Below are 19,440 nucleotides of genomic sequence, written 5' to 3'. Positions count from 1 at the left end.
CTATATCTGGCCCCAAGACAACCGCAATGACAGGAGAGGCTATCCCATGACGATTTCTCAAGGTTCGACATTGCCAGACGCGAAACTGGTTCAGATGGGCGCCGATGGGCCCGAACCGGTGCAGATGGCCGACAAGGTCAAAGGCCGCAAAGTGGTGATCTTTGCCGTGCCGGGCGCCTTCACGCCGACCTGCCACTCTGCCCATGTGCCCAGCTTCGTGCGCACCAAGGATCGGTTCGACGCCAAGGGCGTGGATGAGGTGATCTGCATCTCCTGCAACGATCCTTTCGTGATGAAGGCTTGGGGCGAGGCGACCGGCGCAACCGAGGCCGGGATCACCATGCTCGCCGACGCAAGCAGCGCATTCACCCGCGCCATCGGCATGGAGTTCGACGCCGAGGGCGCCGGGCTGGTGGGCCGGTCAAAACGCTATGCGATGCTGGTCGAAGACGGGAAGGTGACGCTCTGGCAGCCCGAAGAAAGCGCAGGCACCTGCGAGATTTCCGGCGGCGAAGCGCTGTTGGACAATATGTAGAGTGACGGGCAGCGGCTAAGCGGATCAGGCGCTGCCCTTGCTACGATCCGCCCGGTGGCACACCGGGCATCGCCCCTTCAGAAGCCTTACTCCGCCGCCTGAACGATCGTGCGCGTGGGGAAGGGGATATCCACCCCGCCCTCATCCAACGCCTCTTTGACCTTGCGGGTCATATCGGCCTTGAAGGCAAAGTAATCGTCCGCGCTGCACCAGACCCGCACGAGGAAATCCACCGAACTGTCGTTGAGATTGTTCACCTGAATGAAGGGCTCGGGATCCGTATGCGCGCGCTCATCCGACATGATCGTGCTGCGGATGATATCCTCGGCGGTCTTGAGGTTCGCGCCATAGCCCACGCCAAAGGTCCACTCCGCCCGGCGCGTCGGGTTGACCGAATAGTTGGTAATCACATTGCCCCAAACCTCGGAGTTCGGCACGATGACCTGCACATTGCTGAGATCGGCGAGAACCGTGTAGTTCAGGTTGATCTGTTTGATCGTCCCCATCTCGCCCGCGATCACGACGAAATCGCCGATCTTGATCGGGCGGAACAGGATCAGCATGACGGCGCCCGCGGCCACGTTCGACAGGGTGCCTTGCAGGGCCAGACCAATCGCCAGACCCGCCGCACCGATGACTGCCACGACCGAGGTCGTTTTGACCCCGAAGGTATTGAGGACAAAGAGAACGGTGAAACCCAGCACCACATAGCGCACGATGGAGGCGAGGAATTCGAACAGCATCTCATCGAGATGCTTATGCCGTTTGCCCAGATTCTCGACCCGGTGTTGCAGCCAGCTTGAGATGACCCAGCCCAGCAGCAGAATGGCAATCGCGGCGATCACCGATCCCGCCGCGCTGGCCAAGAACTCCAGCGTCAGCAGATCGGCAACTGTCTTGCCCTGCCACAACTCGGTTTCAAACAAATCTTGCATCCGGTCTCTCCGTCAGTCTTTGCCGGCCCCAAAGAGACCATCCATCTTACGCGCCAGCTTCGCGTCGAGCGAGCTGAGCCCATCCACGTCATGGGTGATCAACGTTACCTCCACCCGGTTGTAAACGTTGCTCCATTCCGGATGGTGATTCCATTTTTCCGCCCAGATTGCTACCCTTGTCATCCAGCCAATGGCTTCGACGAAGTCACTGAACTTGAACGTCTTGTGGATCGCATCCCGGCCTTCGACCATTTCCCAGCCCGTGTTGAACAGCGGTTGCAGCAGCGTCTTGCGGGTCTCGATGCTCAATCTCTCGGTCATTCTTGTTCCTCGATCGTCGTCTTTTTGAAAGGTCCGTAGTCGGTCAGCACGCTGATCTCTTCGTCCACGGCGTCGCGTTCGGCCTGCAGATACTCCCCCACGGCGGCGGCAAAGCCCGGGTCGCGCATCCAATGCAGCGACCATGTGGGCGAAGGCAGATAGCCCCGCGCGAGCTTGTGTTCGCCCTGCGCGCCCGCCTCGACACGGGCAAGCCCATGGGCGATGGCGAAATCCATGGCGCGATAGTAGCATAGTTCGAAATGCAAAAAGGGGTGATGTTCGGTACAGCCCCAGTAGCGGCCAAAGAGTGTCTCGCGCCCGATAAAGTTCAGCGCCCCGGCCACCCAACGCCCGTCACGTTCGGCCAGCACCAATGCGATATCGTCGCGCAGGCTTTCCTGCGCATGGTCAAAGAATTCCCGCGTGAGATAGGGTGAGCCCCATTTCCGCGCGCCGGTGTCTTGGTAGAACTGCCAAAAGGCATCCCAATGTTCCGGCTCGATCTGGTCACCGGTGAAGGTATGGATCGTGCCGCCGAAATCCTGCGCATGCGCGCGTTCCTTGCGGATGTTCTTGCGCTTGCGCGAGGACAGGCTGGCGAGGAACCCATCGAAATCCGCATAATCGCGGTTGTGCCAATGGAATTGCTGGCTCTTGCGGCTCATCAGGCCAAGCTCTTCGGCCCGCGCGACTTCGCCCTCGGTGCAAAAGGTCACATGCAGCGACGACAGCGCGTTGTTGTCGGTCAGCTGCACCGCGCCTTGAACCAGCGCGGCGGTGCCCGCCTCTTCGAACCCGGGCCGCACCAGAAAACGCCGCCCGGTGGCGGGGGTATGCGGCACCGCGATCTGGAGTTTCGGGTAATAGCGCCCGCCCGCGCGCTCATAGGCGTGGGCCCAGTTGTGATCGAAGATATATTCGCCTTGGCTGTGGGATTTGGCATACATCGGCGCGACGGCGATCACTTGGCCTGCGATCCGCGCCACCAGATACTGCGGCTGCCAGCCGGTGCCGGGGCCGACCGAGCCGCTGCGCTCAAGCGCCGAGAGGAAGCGATAGGTGGTGAAAGGGTCGCGCGGACGGCCCCCATCCGCGGCCTCGGGACAGGCGCAGGCGCCCCAATCCTCTTGGCCGATCTGCGCCAATTCCGGCACCACGGTAATCTCGATTTCCTGCGCGTTCATCTGAGCCTTGCCTGCCTTGGGTCCTATGTGTGGCCTCGGCCTCGCAGATCAAGGGCGCGGGCGCGGCAGATAATCCTCAAAGGTCACGTTCTGCGCCACCTGACGCGCGATCTCTTCCTCCGCTTGGCTGCGGATCGTCCAGCAGAGCACCGCCGCCCCTTCGGCCTTGAGTTCCGCCACGCGGGGGCGGCTCAGATCGTCGGCCTCATGGCTGATGAAACAAGACCCGCTGTCGGCGTAATCGGGAATCTCGCGCAGCCGGTCACAGGTCGCGGCGGGCAGCGGCCATTCATCGGGGCGATAGGCGCTGGTGGTCAGGCCGCGCGGCACCTCGGGCAAAAGCCGGGCCAGCGCGCGCACCGAATGCGGGTTGAAGGACATGACCGCCAGATCACCGCGGTAGCGGCCAAGCAGTTCCGCCGCGGCGGCCTCAAGCGCACCGACATCCGGCCCCATGGCACCATCCTGATCCTTGAACTCCACCAAGAGCGGCACGCGCCCGGCAACGAGGTCGAGGATGTCCTCAAGCGTCGGAATCCCCTCATCACCGCCCTTTAGCGGGATCGCGGCAAGGGCACTTGCGTCGCGCAGCCGAACCGCGCCCTGCTCTGCCGTCAGCCGTTCCAACCCGTAATCGTGGAACACCATCGGCTTGCCATCGGCGCTGAGTTGCAGGTCGATCTCGATGCCTAGCCCCGCATCGACAGCCGCGCGCACGGCGGCGCGGCTGTTTTCGGGCCGTCCAGCGGCGAGGTCATGCAGCGCGCGATGCGCCAGCGGAATGTTCAAAAAGGCGGCAGGAAGGGTCATTCGATCTCAAAGATGCCTTCGATTTCGACGGCGACACCCAGCGGCAGCGATGCGGCAGAAACCGCCGAGCGGGCGTGACGACCCGCATCGCCCAACGCCTCTACCATGAAGTCAGAGGCGCCGTTGATCACCTTGGGCTGGTCGGTGAAATCGGCGGTGGAGTTCACGAAGCCAGTCAGTTTCACCACCCGTTTAAGCCGGTCCAGATCGCCATCACAGGCGGCGCGGACCTGCGCCAGAAGGCTCAGCGCACAGCTGCGCGCGGCGGCGGCACCGGCGTCGACGTCCATATCAGCGCCCAAACGCCCGGTGATCAACCCATCCGGCCCGTTGGAGATCTGGCCCGAGACATAGACGGTATCGCCGGTGACCACGAAGGGCACATAGTTCGCAGCGGGTGCGGGCGCGTCGGGCAGGGTGATGCCGAGTTCGGCAAGGCGGGCGGTCAGGGACATGACGGGCTTCCTTTGGTTGCGGTTCTGGGCGGACGCTAACCGCCCGCCGCGCCAAGGGAAAGCCCCTTTGCCACCTGCCCGGCCTCAGCTTTCGCGGAAGGCACGGGCGAAATAGTCGGCCATCGGTTTCAGCAAATAGGCCATGGGAGAGCGCTCCCCGGTGCGGATGAAAGCCTCAACCGGCATGCCGGGGAGGAGGATGGTGCCCGCCTCAAGCTTATCCGTCTCACCGGGGTTCAGCGCGATCTCGGCCCGGTAATAGCTCTGACCGGTGGCGTCATCCTCGATGGAATCGGCAGAGACCTGCAAGACCTTGCCCACCAGTTCCGGCGTGGTGCGCTGGTTCAGCGCCGAAAGACGCAGGTTCACCTCTTGGCCCACGGCGACCTGATCGATGTGAATGGTCTGCACTTGCGAGGCGATGATCAGCGGACGGTCCTGCGGAACGAGATACATCAGCGGCTCCGCCGCGCGCACGACGGAACGCGGGGTTTGCACCTGCATGCCATAGATCACCCCCGACACCGGCGCGCGGATATCAAGGCGGTCGATCTCAGCCCTAAGCGCGCGGCGCTGCTCGGCCATCTCCAACTCACGGTAGCGCAGATCGCGCAACTGGGTGATCGCCTCTTCCCGCCCGGCGGAGCGCAGTTTCAGCCGTTCGATGTCGATCTCGGTCACACGCTCTTGCGACTGCGCCTTTTGCGCCGACAGCTCTCCGATTTGGCCGCGCAGGCGGGCCTGTTCGCGCATCAGCGTCAGGACGGCAGAGGCCTGCGTCAGGCCCCGGTCCAGCAGCGATTGCTGATTGGCCAATTCCTCTTCAATCAGCTCCAACTGCCGCGAAAGCGCGGCCTCCTGCGCGTCGACCCCGCGGATTTGCGCGTTGATCTGCGCCCGGCGCTTGCCCAATTGCTCAAGCTCTTGCGCCACGCTGACGCGGCGCGCGTCAAAGAGGTTGCGCTGCCCGTCCACCAATTCCTGCACGTCAGGGTTCGTCGCCCCGGCGGTCAGCAACTCTTCGTCGAAAGTGACCGTCTCAACCTCATCGCGCTGCGCTTCTAGCCGCCCACGCCGGGCCATAAGCTCGTAAAGCTGCCCTTCGACAATGGCCAATTGCGAGGTGAGTTGTTCCGCATCCAGCCGCAGCAGCACATCCCCGGCGGCGATGCTGTCGCCCTCATCCACAAGGATGTCGGCCACCACGCCGCCGGTCTCATGCTGGACGATCTGCCGGTTTCGGTCGACTTCGATCCGGCCCGAGGCCACGACCGCCCCGGCGATTTGGCTGGTCACCGCCCATGTGCCAAAACCGCCGAAGAGCAGGAGCAGCCCGATGAACCCAAGGATCAGGGGCCGCGCCGCCGACCAGCGCTTGTCCTCACGGGCGTTCATACCACGCCCCCCGAGCGCGCGGGCGCTTTCTGGATCTCGCGGTGGTTTTGCACCATCCCGGCCAGCACCTCATCCTTGGGGCCAAAGGCTTTGCGCATGCCGTTATCCAGCACCAGCAGCGTGTCGCATTCCTGAATGGCCGCCGGGCGATGCGCCATGATCAGCACGGACCGCCCGCTGGCCTTCATCTGTCGGATCGCGTGGTTCAGCGCCTGAGAGCCGGTATTGTCGAGGTTCGAGTTCGGCTCATCCAGCACGACGATCACCGGGTCATCATACAGCGCCCGCGCGAGCCCGATCCGCTGCATCTGCCCGCCCGAAAGCCGCACCTGCCCCGCGCGGATGGGCGTGTCATAGCCTTGCGGGAATTCGAGGATCATCTCATGGGCCGCCGCCATCTTGGCCGCCTTGACCACTTTGGCGTCGTCGGGATCGGGCGAGAGCCGGGCGATATTCTCGGCAATGGTGCCGTCGAACAGCTGAACGCGCTGCGGCAGATATCCGATATGCCGCCCCAAGGTCTCGCTCCCGTAATGCTCCAGCGCGGCCCCGTCGAGGCGGATAGAGCCGCCCGCAGGCGGCCAGACCCCGGTGAGCGTGCGGGCCAAGGTCGATTTCCCCGCCCCCGAGGGGCCGATCACGCCAACCGCTTGCCCCGGCTCCACGGTGAAGTTGATTGACTTGAGTGCCGCCTGTTTCTCACCCGGTGCCACGACGGTCAGTGCCTTTGCGGCGAGTTTTGCCTTTGGCTGTGGCAGGGCGGTGCGCGCGGGCTCCTCCCCCACCGCACCCAGAAGCTGCGCCAGATTAGCCCAACCGGCCCGGCCCCGCTGCACCACCGGCCATTGGTTCAACGCCAGTTCCACCGGCGCCAGCGCCCGGCCCAAAAGGATTGAGCCTGCGATCATCGCGCCCGGCGTCATCTGGTTTTTCAAGACCAGCCAAGCACCGAGGCCCAGCATGGCGGATTGCAGAAACAACCGCAGCGTCTTGGTCATCGCGGTAAAGGTGCCGCCCACGTCGGTCGATTTCACCTGCTGCGCCAGCGCCTGCCCCCGGGCCTGCTGCCAGCGGGTAAAGGCGGCATCGCGCATGCCCATGGCCTGCACCATCTCGGCCTCGACCCTGATCTGGCCCGACATGGCATCCGCCACCTGCCCCGAGATGCCAGCCCGGGCTTGGCTTTCGCGCGACAGCATCTGATTGGCCACCGCGATTGCCACCAGCACGGCGGCACCGCCCAAGGCCAGCCAGCCCAGCATCGGGTGGAACAGGAAGATCGCGGCAAAGAAGATCGGCGCCCATGGCGCGTCAAAGGCGGCCATCAGCACCGGGGAGGTCATGAGGCGCTGCACGGCTTCGAGATCGGCAAGGCCCGCGTTGGTTTTCACATCCGGCGCCACGGCGGATTTGCGCACCACCGCGTCGAAGACCCGCCGGTCGAGATCGGATTGAAACCGCGCCCCCACCCGCGCCATGATCCGACCGCGCGTGTAGTCCAAAAGCCCCATCACCGCATAGAGAAAGACGACGAGAACCGAGAGGGCGATCAGCGTTTCCTCTGACCCAGAGCCGAGCACGCGGTCGTAGACCTGCAACATATAGAGCGGGCCAGTGAGCATGAGCATATTGGCAAAAAGGCTGAACAGGGCCACCGCCCAATAAAGCCCGCGGCTGCGCCTGCGCACGCGACGCAGCTCGGACAGCCCCCTGTTCACCACATCGCTTTGCATCAAACCCCTTCAACGCTGCCCGCCACGCGCGCAGCACCTTCCCGCCTTTGGGGAATTGATACTGAGTTTAACAACCCAATGCTATTGATTTTTCGGCCCGTCCCCGACCGCCTCAGCGGTCAAGGAAGTTCGGCGCGGGCGCGCTGGCCCCGCTGCCGCTGCTGCCGCCGCCAAAGATATCGCGCAGAACCCTGTCGATCACATTGTCCGCGCCGCCGCCTTGGTTGCCACCGCCTTGGGGTTGCGGCTGTGGCTGCGGTTCGGGCTGTGCCTCGCTCAGGTTGCTGGGCGGGGCGGGCGCCTGCATCGGCAACTCCTTGAGGGGCATCCCCTCATGCACGCGGCTCATGGTTTCGCGCCAGATCTCTGCGGGCAGGCCGCCGCCCGTGACCCCGGTAAGCGGCGTATTGTCGTCATAGCCCATCCAGACCCCGGCCACATAATCCGCCGAGAAGCCCACAAACCAAGCATCCTTATTGGCCGAGGTGGTGCCGGTCTTGCCCGCCAGTTGCCGCCCGCCAAACTTGGCGCGCTGGCCGGTCCCTTCGGAGATCACCTTTTCCATCATATAGACCAACTGGCGCGCGGCATCTTCTTGGATCACACGTTCGTTGATGCCACCGCCGGTGCCCATCAGCGGCTCCGTCTCGCCCAGAAGGCGCAGGTCGACCAACCCGTAGGGCGTCACCGATGAGCCGCCGTTGAGGATACCGGCATAGGCGCCGGTCATTTCAAGCAGGGTGCTCTCCGATGCGCCAAGCGCCAGCGCCGGACCGGCGGCCAGATCGCTTTTGATGCCGAACTGGGTGGCGACCGAACTCACCGTTTCGCGGCCCACGCTTTCCGAGACTTTTACCGCCGGAATGTTCAGCGAGCTTTTCAGCGCCTCGGTCAGGGTCACCGGCCCCTTGAAACTCTTGGTGTAGTTTTTGGGGCACCATTGCCCCGAGCCGGGAATGTTCAGGCAATAGGGCTCATCCACGATGATGTCATCGGGTGAATAGCCCAGATCAAGCGCCGCGGCATAGATGAAGGGTTTGAAGGCCGAGCCGGTCTGACGCATCGCCTGCGTGGCGCGGTTGAAGGCGCCCGCGACCTTGGTCTTGCGTCCGCCCACAAGCGCACGCACCGCGCCATCGGAGGACATCACCACGATCGCCGCCTGCGCCTTGGAGCCTTCGCGGACCTTATTCTCAAACACCCATTTCAAACCCTCCTCAGCCGCGCGTTGGATGCGCTGATCAAGGGTGGTCTTGATGATCACGTCTTCGGTGGTGTTGCGGGTAAAGAACTCCGGCCCCGAAGACATGACCCAGTCGGCAAAGTAACCGCCCGCCTCGGCCTCTGCCGCCTCGGACAGTTGCGCGGGGTTGGCGATGGCCTCATCAGCCTCGGCGGCAGAGAGATAGCCCTGCTCTTCCATCAGGCGGATCACCGTGGCGGCGCGGCTTTGCGACCGGTCCAGATTGTTGGTGGGCGAAAGCGTCGTGGGCGCGGTCAGAAGACCGGCCAGCATCGCGCCTTCGGCGGGCGAGAGGGCCGCTGCGGGCTTGCCAAAGAACCGCTGCGCCGCGGCCTCTGCCCCGAAGGCACCGCCGCCCATATAGGCGCGGTTAAGGTAGATCGAGAGGATGTCGTTCTTAGTGTATTTCAGCTCCATCGCGATGGCAAAGAGCGCTTCCTTGGCTTTGCGGCCCAAGGACGAACGACGGCATTCCGCCTCATATTCCTTTTCCGTCATGCCACTGCTGGGGTCATAGGGCTCGCCCAGACAGAGCAGTTTGGCTGTCTGCTGGGTGATGGTCGAACCGCCGTGGCCGGAAAGCGGCCCGCGCCCCTCGCTCAGGTTGATGCGCACAGCCGAGGCGATGCCCCGCGGGCTGACGCCCAGATGGCGATAGAATCGCTTGTCCTCGGTGGCGATGACCGCGTTTCGCAGATGTTTGGAGACCGATTCCGCCGAGACCACGCCGCCAAACTGGTCGCCGCGCCAAGCAAAGACCTCTCCCTCACGGTCGAGCATGGTGACAGAGCCACGCGCGCGGCCATCCAGCAGCGCTTCGAGCGGCGGGATCGTGGTGTAGATATAGCCAACGGCCAAGGCGAGCACGAGGAAGATCACAAGGCTCACCCGCCATGTGATGGTCCAGATCAGCCGCCAAATCCAACGGGCCACCCCCGCAAAAAAGCCGAGGATACCGCCGCGCCGGGGGCGTTTGGGACGGGCGGCTTTGCGGCGGGCGGGCGCGGCCTTGCGCGTGGCCGGCTTGCTTCGCGCCGCGGTCTTGGCCTTGGGTTTGGCCTTACCGGGATACCGCTTGTCGGCCACCAAAGGGCGTTTGCGCTTGTTCTTGTCGGTCATAATATCGCCTGCTCGGCCCTATTTTCGCCACTTTAGCCTGACTGCAGCGGTTTGTTTAGCGCTGCAAGGTCCAATCGGCGTCAAATGTCTGATTAATTTATAGGCAGATTCCAGCCTGCGCCCGCTTTTTAGGCGGCACTGCCACGCAATGGCGCAAATATGGCAGGCAAACCTGTCCAAGAGTGTCCGATATCCGGTTTTCTCATGCTGCACGGGCAGCCGCCCGCTTCGGTAAGCACGCATTCGGACCCGCAGACAGGAAACGACCATATGAAACCCATCTTAATACTTCCCCTCGCAGCGGCGGTCAGCGCCCTGCCCGGGCTGGCGCTGGCACAGGACGCGGAATACGCGACGCTGGCGGATACGACCTTCATCTTCAACACCCTGCTTTTCCTGATCGGCGGCTTCCTCGTCTTCTGGATGGCGGCGGGTTTCGCCATGCTGGAGGCGGGGCTGGTGCGTTCCAAGAACGTCACCACGCAGCTGACCAAGAACATGGGCCTCTTTGCGCTTGCCGCGGTCATGTATTGGCTGGTGGGCTATAACATCATGTATCCCGGTGACGGCAATTGGATCATGGAAGGCGTCTTTGGCACCTTCGCGACCAAGGACATCAAGACCGAGATCGACGCAGGCGGCTATTCCAACGCCTCCGACTTCTTCTTTCAGCTGATGTTCTGCGCCACCACCGCCTCCATCGTGTCGGGTGCGCTGGCCGAGCGGATCAAGCTGTGGCCCTTCCTGATCTTCGTGGTCGTGCTGACCGGCTTCATCTACCCGATCGAAGCGTCGTGGCAGTGGGGCGGCGGTTTCCTTTCCGCCATGGGCTTCAGCGACTTCGCCGGCTCGACCCTCGTGCACGCCGCTGGTGGTTTCGCCGCCCTCGCCGGGGCCATCGTTCTGGGGCCGCGTTTGGGTAAATACGGCAAGGATGGCCGCGTTGTGCCGATGCCGGGTTCCAACCTTGCGCTCGCCACTTTGGGCACGTTCATCCTGTGGATGGGCTGGTTCGGCTTTAACGGTGCGTCGCAGCTTGCCATGGGCACCATCGAAGACGTGGACGCCGTGGCGCAGATCTTTGCCAACACCAACATGGCCGCTGCCGCCGGTGCCGTCGCCGCGCTGATCCTGACGCAGGTGATGTACAAGAAAGTCGACCTGACCATGGTGCTGAACGGCGCGCTGGCCGGTCTCGTCTCGATCACCGCAGGGCCGCTTGACCCGACGCTGTTTGGTGCGCTTTGGATCGGTGCCGTGGGTGGTGTCATCGTGGTGCTGACCGTGCCGATGCTCGACAAGTTCAAGATCGACGACGTGGTCGGCGCGATCCCGGTTCACCTGATCGCCGGTTTCTGGGGCACGCTGGTCGTGCCGGTCTATACCGAAGGTACATCCTTCGTCACACAGATCATCGGCTTCGCCGCGGTTGGCCTCTTTGTCTTCATCGTCAGCTTCGTTGTCTGGCTGATCCTGAAAGCCGCCGGTGGCATCCGCGTCAGCGAAGAGGCCGAGATCACCGGTCTGGACATGTCCGAACTGGGGATGGAAGCCTACCCCGAGTTCGCCAAGGGCTAAGCCCCAGCGACATCGTCAAACAATTGACCGCCCGGCCCGCAATGGCCGGGCGGTTTGCGTTAGGCCACTAGGGGTAAAGAAATGGTAAAGGTCGTGCCGACACCCGGGGCGCTGACATAGCGGATGCTGCCGCCGTGCCGGTCCAAAATCTGCCGGGTGATATGCATCCCCAGACCGCTGCCATAGGCGACCTTGGTGTCGGAGCCGTCGACCTGCGAAAAGGGCGCAAAGACCTGCTCTTCCGCGCCCGGGGGGATGCCACAGCCGCTGTCGCTGACCTGCACATGCGCCATGCCTTCGGACTGCTGTAGGCTGACCTCCACCTGCCCGCCCGGGGCAGAGAATTTCACCGCATTCGACAGCACGTTGCCAAAGACCTGCCCCAACCGCTCTGCATCGGCTTGGACCGTCAGCACCGCCTTGGGCATCTCGCAGCGGAAGCGGATATCCTTCTCCGGTTGCAGGCTCTCCGCCCGGGCCACGGCCTTTTGCACCAGCGGGGCGAGAGCGGCAGGCTGCAGGTCGATGCTGAACTCGGCACTGCTGAGGCTTTGGGTGTCGATCAGATCATTGACCAAAGTCGTCAGCGTCTCGGAGCTGCCCGCGGCCTTTGCCAGCAGACGCGCCTTTTGCGCATCACTCACCTTGGCCCCGCCCTGCAACAACAGGCCAAGCGCGCCGTTGATGACCGTCAGCGGGGTGCGCAGCTCATGGCTGACCGTAGCGAGGAACTGCGCCTGCATCTGTTCGGCGGCGATGGCCTTTTCGGCGGCGATCTTCTGCACGGTCACATCCAAAAGCGCCACGGCCCAGCCCACCTGTTTCTGCCCCGCACCCAGAGAAATCGCATGGGCGCGCACGGCGAAATGGCGGTGGCCCAATTGGATATCGGTCACATCGGGCAGGCTGCCATGGGCCGCGAGATAGCGGATGATCGGCCCCAACTCCCCAAAGGCGCTCAGCGGGGCCTCGGGGTCGGCCTCCCGACGCAAGAGGTCGGCGGCGGCTGGATTGGTCTCAATCGCAGCGCCGCTCGGGTCGACCACAAAAACCGGATCGGTGCTGTTGTAGAACAACAGCTCGCGCGCGATTGCGTTCACGTCGATCCAGCGGTTATCGGCCACCAGCCAGACCACCAGCGTCAGCGAAAGCGCGAATGAGAAAGGCGTCGGGTCGGTGTTGAACAGGGTGATGCCGCCCAAGATATAGGCCAGATTGGCCACCATGGGGATCAGCGTCGCGGCAAAAAGCTTGAGGAAAAAGCTGCGCACCGCCGGGTTTGCCGAACGCACCGCCCGCCCCGCCACGACCGCCGCCGCCATGATGACCATGTAAAGATAGGTGATCGCGATGAAGAACAGCGGGCCGTGGTCGGATTGGACATAGGCCCCCTCTGCGCTCAGCAACCACTTGGTTTCGGGGCCATAGAACTTCTCATGCCAACCGCTCGTCACCGCGGCGAGGGTGATCAGCGCAGGCGCAAGCCCCGCGCAAAGCGGCACGAGCCATCGCGGCACCTTGGCCCCGAGCGCATACTCATAGAGGAAGAAAGCCCAGAAGGTCGGCAGCAGCACGAAGCCGATCCACGCCCAACGGCTGACCCCAAATGCGCAGGCGGCAGAGGTGGCGGAAAGCTCGACCCCGACCGACAAAAGCCAGAAATCCATGGCCAGAATGGCCAGCAAAAACCAATGTTTACCGGGCAGACTGCTATGCCCGCGCACCCAATAGCCCAACACGGTGACAAGCGTGGCTGTCACGATTACCAGCTCTACCGCTGGCAAGCTCACATCCAAGCGGATGCAATGTAAGAATGATTCTAAAATTGGCCCGACCCTGAGTTTTCACTCAAGCTATCCAAACATGCCATTTCGACCAAGTTTTGATTAAAAGAGGCCAGAATAGAGGCATAGGGCGATTGTTCCGCAACAATCGAAGGCTGATCGGGCCGCGACATGCGCGGCCCGGAGCGCGATTAGATGCCGACGTCGATGATCGCACGGGCAAGGATGGGCACGCTGTTCTGGTTCAGTCCGGCAATGTTCATACGGCTGTCGCCAACCATATAGATGCCATGTTTTTCGCGCAGCGCGTCGACCTTATCCGGCGTGGTGCCAAGCCGCGAGAACATGCCCCGGTGCTGGGCAAGGAAGCCAAAGCGGTCCGATCCGGAAAGTTTCTGCAACTCACCCGCCAGTTGCTCACGCAGACCCAGCATGGCGTTGCGAACATCCTCAAGCTCGGCCATCCAATCGGCCTTGAGCTCGTCATCGGTCAGGATGGTCGACACGATCCGCGCGCCGTGATCGGGCGGGAAGCTGTAGTTCTGGCGGTTGAGAAAGGCCAAAGTGGCTTGGTTCAGCCCCTGCGCCGCCTCGGCAGCCACCAGCATCAGAATGCCGGTCCGTTCGCGGTAGATGCCGAAGTTCTTAGAGCAGCTTGCCGCGATCAGGCACTCAGGCACCGAGGCGGCCACTTTGCGCGTCGCAGCGGCATCCGCCTCCAACCCGTCGCCAAATCCCTGATAGGCGATGTCGATCATCGGCACGGCACCGGTGCTTTGCAGCACTTCGATCACCGCGTCCCACTCCGCGCTGTTGAGGTTCGCGCCCGTGGGGTTGTGGCAGCAGCCGTGCAGCAGGACCACATCGCCTTTCTTGGCGGTCTTGAGGTCTTCGATCATGCCGTCGAAGTTCACGCCGCCGGTCGCGCTGTCGAAATAGCGGTAGTTCACCACTTCCATGCCCAGATAGGACAGGATCGACAGGTGGTTCGGCCATGTCGGATCAGAGACGAAAACCCGCGCTTCGGGGTTGGCCATGCGCACCAGTTCAAAGGCCTGACGCACAGCACCGGTGCCACCGGGGGTGGCGGCAGCGGCAATCGCGCCGCGCGGCACGGCATCGCCTAGAACGAGCGCAGCCATCGCATTGGTATAGGTCGGATCACCCGCCAGACCGGTGTAGACCTTGGTGTCTTGGTTTTCCCAGATGCGCTGTTCGGCGGCTTTGACGGCGCGCATCACCGGGGTGTTGCCGCTGGCGTCTTTGTAGACACCGACGCCGAGGTCGATCTTCGTGTCGCGCGGGTCTTCGCGGTAGGCCTGTACAAGGGCGAGGATCTTATCGGCGGGTTGCGCCTTGAGCGTCTCGAACATTGGGTTCTCCGGTTGGAAGGTAACGGTAAAAGGTTAAGCCGCGCCGGTGGCCACGGGCACGGTGGGGAACATGCCCCATTCCGCCCATGAGCCATCGTAGAGCGACCATTTGCGGTGGCCCAGCCGCTCCAGCGCCAGCGCCAGCACGGCGGCGGTGATGCCCGAGCCGCAGGAGGTGATGACGGGTTTCGACAGGTCCACGCCCGCCGCCTCGAAAATGGCGCGGGTCTCTTCGGGGGTCTTCATCGTCTTGTCGTCGTTGAGCAATTCGGTGAAGGGCACGTTACGCGCGCCGGGAATATGGCCTGCGCGCAGCCCCTCGCGCGGTTCAGGCGCATCGCCGCGGAAACGTGCTGCGGCACGGGCGTCGACGATCTGCGGATCGCCGAGTTTGGAGGCATGGGCCACCTGTGTCACGTCGCGCACCAATTGGTTCTGGAAACGCACGGTCATATGGCGGTCGCGCGGGACAGGCGGCATATCTTCAGTCTCGCGCCCCTCGGCCTGCCATTTGGGCAACCCGCCATCCAGCACGGCGACATTCTCTTGCCCCATCAGGCGGAACAGCCACCAGACCCGGGCCGCCGACATCAGGCCTGCGCCATCGTAGACCACCACCTGATGCCCGTCACCCACACCCATGGCGCGCAGCCGCGACATGAATTTCTCGATCGGCGGAGCCATATGCGGCAGGTCTGAGCGCGCGTCAGAGATATCGTCGATGTCGAAAAAGCGCGCGCCGGGGATGTGCGCGGCGTCATACTCCGCCTTCGGATCGCGCCCGGCGTCGGGCAGATACCACGAGGCATCAAGGATGCGCAGGTCCGGGTCTTTCAGATGCTGAGCCAACCAATCGGTTGACACCAATGTCTTGGGATCGTCGGCCATGGGGGCCTCCTTCGTCGCGGGCGTTGCCCATGCCTATAACCGGCAGGGGATGCTGGCAAGTGGAAGGGGGGCGGTGAGAGGTGTAAGGAGGGCCATCCCCTGCCCGTGGGGTGGCGATGCTACGGGCTGTTGGCACCACTTTATGGTTCAACTTTGATGTGTGCCGTCAAGGAGGCGCCCGCTTCACCAAATCGCCAGCCCGGTCGCACCAAAGGTGCGCCTAGTGTATTCTGGCACGCCTCTGGCGTGATGGGCGGGCAGGCGATGGCCCGGCGCCTACGGCTTGATTCCGGGCCTGCCGCGCGTCTTACCCGTGATCTTTCAACAACCGCTGCTTCTGCCGCGACCAATCGCGCTTGGCCGCCGTCTCGCGCTTATCGTGCAGCTTCTTACCCTTGGCCACGCCGATCTTGATCTTCGCCATGCCGCGATGGTTGAAATACATCACCAAGGGCACCAGCGTCATGCCCTTGCGTTGCGTCGCGTTCCACAGGTCAGCGAGCTGCTTGCGGCTCACCAGAAGCTTCCGACGTCGGCGCTCCTCATGTTGAAAGGTCTTGGCCTGCTTGTAGGGCGCCACATAGGAGTTCACCAACCACAGTTCGCCATCCTCCACGGCGGCGTAGCTCTCGGCGATATTCGCCCCGCCTTCGCGTAGGGATTTCACCTCGGATCCCTCAAGGATGATACCGCATTCGATATCTTCTTCGATCGCGTAATCAAACCGCGCGCGGCGGTTTTCGGCGATCACCTTGTAATTCGGATCGGATTTGGAACTGGATTTGACCTGTGACATGCCAAAGCATGTAGAGCGCCCCCCGCCCCGGTGCAAGATGCTGCCGCTCAGTCACCGAGCTTGGCGTACACCTCATCCAAATCGATCTCCCCTAGGGGTTGCTTATTGCCGGGGTTGTCGAAGTCATATTTGAACAGATCGAAGTCGCGTTTGTAGATCTCGCGCATCAGATGCATCGACAGATCGTCAAAGTAATCCTCGACCGGATGCGCCCGCTTGGGCCCATGGCCCTCGCTCTCGTTAAAGCGCGGGATCGCGGCCAGATCGACGGGGTGCGGCGTGTCCACGGCATCGAGCACCTGCTGCATCCCATCGTTGAACCGCTCGGTCCAGAAGATCTGGTCGTAGGTGCCGCCGTTGACGATAAAGGTGCTGACATGGCCCGAGACCGCCGACCAGTGAATGTCCGGGTCCATTGGCCGCCGCCAACGAATGGTATCGCGGGCGAACAGCAGGAACCGCCGGAAACTCGCGATCTGGTCGAACTCCTCCCTGCCGTCCTCACCGCCTACGTCTATCCCGTATTTCTGCACCAGCAGCGGCACCAGATTGCCGCGATAGCGCCGCCCGTTGCGCTGAATGCCGCAAATCTTGTCAAAGAAAGACGACAGAATTCGCGTGTAAGGGTTGCGCACACAGGTAAAGGCATAGGATTTGCGCGCCGTCACATTCTCGGTGATCGGCCCCTGCGACCCATCCAAGGCCCATTTATGAATGCCCGACTTGGCATCATGGATGTCGCCGTCAAAGAATTCGCCATGGTCGGAATAATACATGATCTGGCCAATGGTCGAACAGGCGCATTTTGGCACCACGCGGTACACCATGCTCTCACTTTCCGTCATCCATGTTCCGGGAAAACCCATGCGCGTCCTGCCTCCTGCTGGCGTTGGCTGTTTTGAGCAACAGTCAGACCTCGGTGCAAAAAAGCAAAGAAATGCTGTTTATTCAATCGGTCTTCAGGATTAACTAGGAAGGTGATCCACGACAAAAGGCCGATGCAAGCGGGCCGCGACAAGGACATTCGGTATCCTGCATGGCGAAAATTGCCTATATCCTGCTGTGCCACAAGGATCCGGAGGCCATTATCCGGCAAGCCGAGCGGCTGACCGCGGTGGGCGATTACATGGCGATCCATTTCGACGCCTCCGCCAGCGCCGAAGACTACGCCCAGATCACCGCGGCCCTGCGCGACAACCCCAACGTCGCCTTCCCGCGCAAACGCATCCGCTGCGGCTGGGGCGAGTGGTCACTGGTGCAAGCCACGCTCGACACGCTCACCGCCGCGATGGAAGCCTTTCCGCGCGCCACGCATTTCTACCTGCTCTCGGGCGATTGCATGGCGATCAAATCCGCCGAATACGCGCATCGGTTCCTTGATGAAAATAACGCGGATTTCATCGAAAGCGTGGATTACTTCGAAAGCGATTGGATCAAGACCGGCTGGAAAGAAGAGCGGCTGATCTATCGCCATTGGTTCAACGAACGCACGCAGCGCAAACGCTTTTATGCGATGTTCGAGGCGCAAAAGCGTCTCGGCCTGACCCGCAAGATCCCTGCCGACCTTCAGGTGCAGATCGGCAGCCAATGGTGGTGCCTGCGCCGCCGCACCGTCGAGGCGCTGATGGCATTCAGCCGCGAACGCCCCGATGTCATCCGCTTTTTTCGCAGCACGTGGATCCCGGATGAGACCTTCTTTCAAACCCTCGTGCGCCACCTCGTCCCCGAAGGCGAAATCGCCAACCGGAGCCTGACCTTCCTGCTGTTTTCCGACTACGGCATGCCGGTCACCTTCTACAATGACCACTATGACCTGCTGCTCGGCCAGAACCACCTCTTCGCCCGCAAAATCAGCCCCGAGGCACTGGACCTCAAACGCCGCCTCGGCCTGCTCTACGCCGCGCAAGGCGTGCCTTTCCAGATCAGCGACGAAGGCCGCAACCTATTCGAATTTCTCACCGCGCGCGGCCGCATTGGCCGCCGTTTCGCCCCCCGCTTTTGGGAGAGGGAATCCAGCCTTGGCCGCGAACGTGAACTGCTGATCATCATCGCCAAGAAATGGCATGTGGCAAAACGGCTCGTCGGACGGATACGCCAGCAAACCGGCCTCCCGGCGGTGGATTTCCTCTTCAACGAAGAAGACACCCCCCTGCCCGATCTCGGCGGCATTCAAACCACGCTGGAAAAACGCACCCGCCACCGCCGCGCCCTGATGAGGATGCTCTACGACTACTACGACAGCACGCGGCTGATCGTCTGCATCGACACGTCGAACCTCGACCTGCTCCGCGATTTCGCCTCGGATCGCGCGCAGGTGCGCATGCTCGAAGTCGAATGCAAACTGACCGACGCCTATCTCAGCGGCCACGCGCGGCGCATCGGCCTGAGCGGCGCGCAAACATCGCAAGAAAACCTGTCCCGCCTGCTCCCCACGATCCGCGGGAACATGCTGCATGAGGTCGACCAAATCCGCGACGCCCAATTCGCAAACTACAGCCGCCTCTCCGAATACGCCGCCCCCGAAACCAACGCCGCAGCCCTCGCCTACTTCCTCAAGGTGACCGAAGGCGAGGCCCGCGCGATCGTCCAGCCCGCAGGCCTCTTCGCAGATTAGCGCCGCCCGCCCCTACCGTCTGGAACAGCCCTCCGCGCCAAGCGTTGAACCAAGAACGCCGCCCCGCGGCCCGACGCACCACAACGCAAGAGGTTTTCCATGACACGTAAGTTCACCGCCCTCGCCACATCGCTCCTGCTCGCCCCCGCAGCCCTCTTCGCGCAAGAGACCGCCCCCGAGGCCGAGCGCATCAGCATGTCCCAAGCCATCAAATCCGCACAAAGCAGCATCGATGGCGGCGTGCTGGAAGCCGAAATCGAAACCGAAGGCGACGCGCTGGTCTATGAGATCGACCTGGTCCGCGGCGAATCCGTGTACGAAGTCACCGTCAATGCCGCCACCGGCGATGTAATGAAGCAGTCCGAAGAGCAACTCACCAGCTTCCTCAGCGGCCTCTTCCAAGAGGACGAATTGCGCGCCGCTGGCACGGCCCGCGATGTGCTGATGACCGCACTGACCGAGCTGGAAGGCCAAGACGGCACATGGATCGAGGAAGTCTCGCTCGACGATGAAGATGACCGCATGGTTTATGAAGTCGAACTGACCGACGCCACCGGCGAACGCGAGCTGCTGATCGACGCCACCACCGGCGAAATCACCCCCGACGACTGACCCCAGCCAAAGGTGCGGCCGCCTCTACCGGCCGCACCCCCTATCTTCATCCTTTCTCAAATACC

General features: G+C 62.8%; 17 protein-coding genes. 4 read left to right on the top strand and 13 right to left on the bottom strand.

Features of this window, described 5'->3' with window-relative positions; genetic code table 11:
• Positions 1–46: 46 nt before the first annotated feature.
• A complete protein-coding gene (locus FCK22_RS04655) occupies positions 47–535 on the top strand; it encodes a peroxiredoxin (protein ID WP_067266838.1) in 489 nt (162 codons plus the stop codon).
• An 86-nt stretch (positions 536–621) separates the two neighbouring features.
• Here the strand turns inward: FCK22_RS04655 and FCK22_RS04650 are convergent, their stop codons facing one another.
• The 8 genes from FCK22_RS04650 to FCK22_RS04615 all read right to left on the bottom strand — a co-directional run bounded on the left by FCK22_RS04650 (position 622) and on the right by FCK22_RS04615 (position 9,730).
• Positions 622–1,470, bottom strand: a complete 849-nt coding sequence (locus FCK22_RS04650) for a mechanosensitive ion channel domain-containing protein (protein ID WP_136720254.1) — start codon at positions 1,468–1,470, stop codon at positions 622–624.
• Positions 1,471–1,482: 12 nt separating this feature from the next.
• Complete coding sequence (locus FCK22_RS04645) at positions 1,483–1,791, bottom strand: 4a-hydroxytetrahydrobiopterin dehydratase (RefSeq protein ID WP_067266835.1); 309 nt, start codon at positions 1,789–1,791, stop codon at positions 1,483–1,485.
• Positions 1,788–2,975, bottom strand: a complete 1,188-nt coding sequence (locus tag FCK22_RS04640; protein ID WP_067266833.1) for a GNAT family N-acetyltransferase — start codon at positions 2,973–2,975, stop codon at positions 1,788–1,790. Before FCK22_RS04640 ends, FCK22_RS04645 begins: the two co-directional genes overlap by 4 nt.
• A gap of 48 nt (positions 2,976–3,023) precedes the next feature.
• Positions 3,024–3,785 (bottom strand): glycerophosphodiester phosphodiesterase family protein, encoded by a 762-nt coding sequence (locus tag FCK22_RS04635; protein ID WP_067266832.1) that lies wholly within the window; start codon positions 3,783–3,785, stop codon positions 3,024–3,026.
• Positions 3,782–4,240 carry a RidA family protein gene (locus tag FCK22_RS04630; RefSeq protein WP_067266830.1) on the bottom strand — a complete coding sequence of 153 codons (459 nt, stop codon included), beginning with the start codon at positions 4,238–4,240 and terminating at the stop codon, positions 3,782–3,784. Before FCK22_RS04630 ends, FCK22_RS04635 begins: the two co-directional genes overlap by 4 nt.
• Before the next feature lie 84 nt (positions 4,241–4,324).
• Positions 4,325–5,635 carry an HlyD family type I secretion periplasmic adaptor subunit gene (locus tag FCK22_RS04625; protein ID WP_067266828.1) on the bottom strand — a complete coding sequence of 437 codons (1,311 nt, stop codon included), beginning with the start codon at positions 5,633–5,635 and terminating at the stop codon, positions 4,325–4,327.
• Positions 5,632–7,368: a type I secretion system permease/ATPase gene (locus FCK22_RS04620; RefSeq protein WP_067266827.1), complete on the bottom strand. Its 1,737-nt coding sequence runs from the start codon at positions 7,366–7,368 to the stop codon at positions 5,632–5,634. The genes FCK22_RS04625 and FCK22_RS04620 overlap by 4 nt, the downstream gene beginning before the upstream one ends.
• Before the next feature lie 112 nt (positions 7,369–7,480).
• A complete protein-coding gene (locus FCK22_RS04615; protein WP_197470961.1) occupies positions 7,481–9,730 on the bottom strand; it encodes a PBP1A family penicillin-binding protein in 2,250 nt (749 codons plus the stop codon).
• A gap of 270 nt (positions 9,731–10,000) precedes the next feature.
• Here FCK22_RS04615 and FCK22_RS04610 point away from each other — a divergent pair, with 270 nt between their 5' ends.
• Positions 10,001–11,308 carry an ammonium transporter gene (locus FCK22_RS04610; protein ID WP_067266825.1) on the top strand — a complete coding sequence of 436 codons (1,308 nt, stop codon included), beginning with the start codon at positions 10,001–10,003 and terminating at the stop codon, positions 11,306–11,308.
• A 59-nt stretch (positions 11,309–11,367) separates the two neighbouring features.
• Here the strand turns inward: FCK22_RS04610 and FCK22_RS04605 are convergent, their stop codons facing one another.
• The 5 genes from FCK22_RS04605 to FCK22_RS04585 form a co-directional block, all read right to left on the bottom strand.
• Complete coding sequence (locus FCK22_RS04605) at positions 11,368–13,068, bottom strand: histidine kinase N-terminal 7TM domain-containing protein (RefSeq protein WP_136720253.1); 1,701 nt, start codon at positions 13,066–13,068, stop codon at positions 11,368–11,370.
• Between the two features lie 215 nt (positions 13,069–13,283).
• A complete protein-coding gene (locus tag FCK22_RS04600) occupies positions 13,284–14,465 on the bottom strand; it encodes an amino acid aminotransferase (RefSeq protein ID WP_067266822.1) in 1,182 nt (393 codons plus the stop codon).
• 33 nt (positions 14,466–14,498) lie between these two features.
• Positions 14,499–15,353 carry a 3-mercaptopyruvate sulfurtransferase gene (sseA, locus tag FCK22_RS04595; RefSeq protein ID WP_067266820.1) on the bottom strand — a complete coding sequence of 285 codons (855 nt, stop codon included), beginning with the start codon at positions 15,351–15,353 and terminating at the stop codon, positions 14,499–14,501.
• A 307-nt stretch (positions 15,354–15,660) separates the two neighbouring features.
• On the bottom strand, positions 15,661–16,149 hold the full coding sequence (gene smpB, locus FCK22_RS04590; RefSeq protein WP_067266812.1) for an SsrA-binding protein SmpB: 489 nt from the start codon (positions 16,147–16,149) through the stop codon (positions 15,661–15,663).
• Positions 16,150–16,196: 47 nt separating this feature from the next.
• Entirely contained in the window at positions 16,197–17,015 is an 819-nt protein-coding gene (locus FCK22_RS04585) for a sulfotransferase family protein (protein ID WP_067266810.1), read from the bottom strand.
• 170 nt (positions 17,016–17,185) lie between these two features.
• Between FCK22_RS04585 and FCK22_RS04580 the strand changes: the two genes are divergently transcribed.
• Together FCK22_RS04580 and FCK22_RS04575 are read left to right on the top strand one after the other, a co-directional pair.
• On the top strand, positions 17,186–18,763 hold the full coding sequence (locus FCK22_RS04580; protein ID WP_067266808.1) for a DUF5928 domain-containing protein: 1,578 nt from the start codon (positions 17,186–17,188) through the stop codon (positions 18,761–18,763).
• A 99-nt stretch (positions 18,764–18,862) separates the two neighbouring features.
• On the top strand, positions 18,863–19,375 hold the full coding sequence (locus FCK22_RS04575; RefSeq protein WP_067266806.1) for a PepSY domain-containing protein: 513 nt from the start codon (positions 18,863–18,865) through the stop codon (positions 19,373–19,375).
• Positions 19,376–19,440: the final 65 nt, after the last annotated feature.

Origin of the sequence: Sulfitobacter sp. 15WGC (assembly GCF_005068605.1) — a bacterium.
In the GTDB taxonomy this organism is placed as follows: domain Bacteria; phylum Pseudomonadota; class Alphaproteobacteria; order Rhodobacterales; family Rhodobacteraceae; genus Sulfitobacter; species Sulfitobacter faviae.
This window is presented reverse-complemented; position numbering and strand designations above follow the sequence as displayed.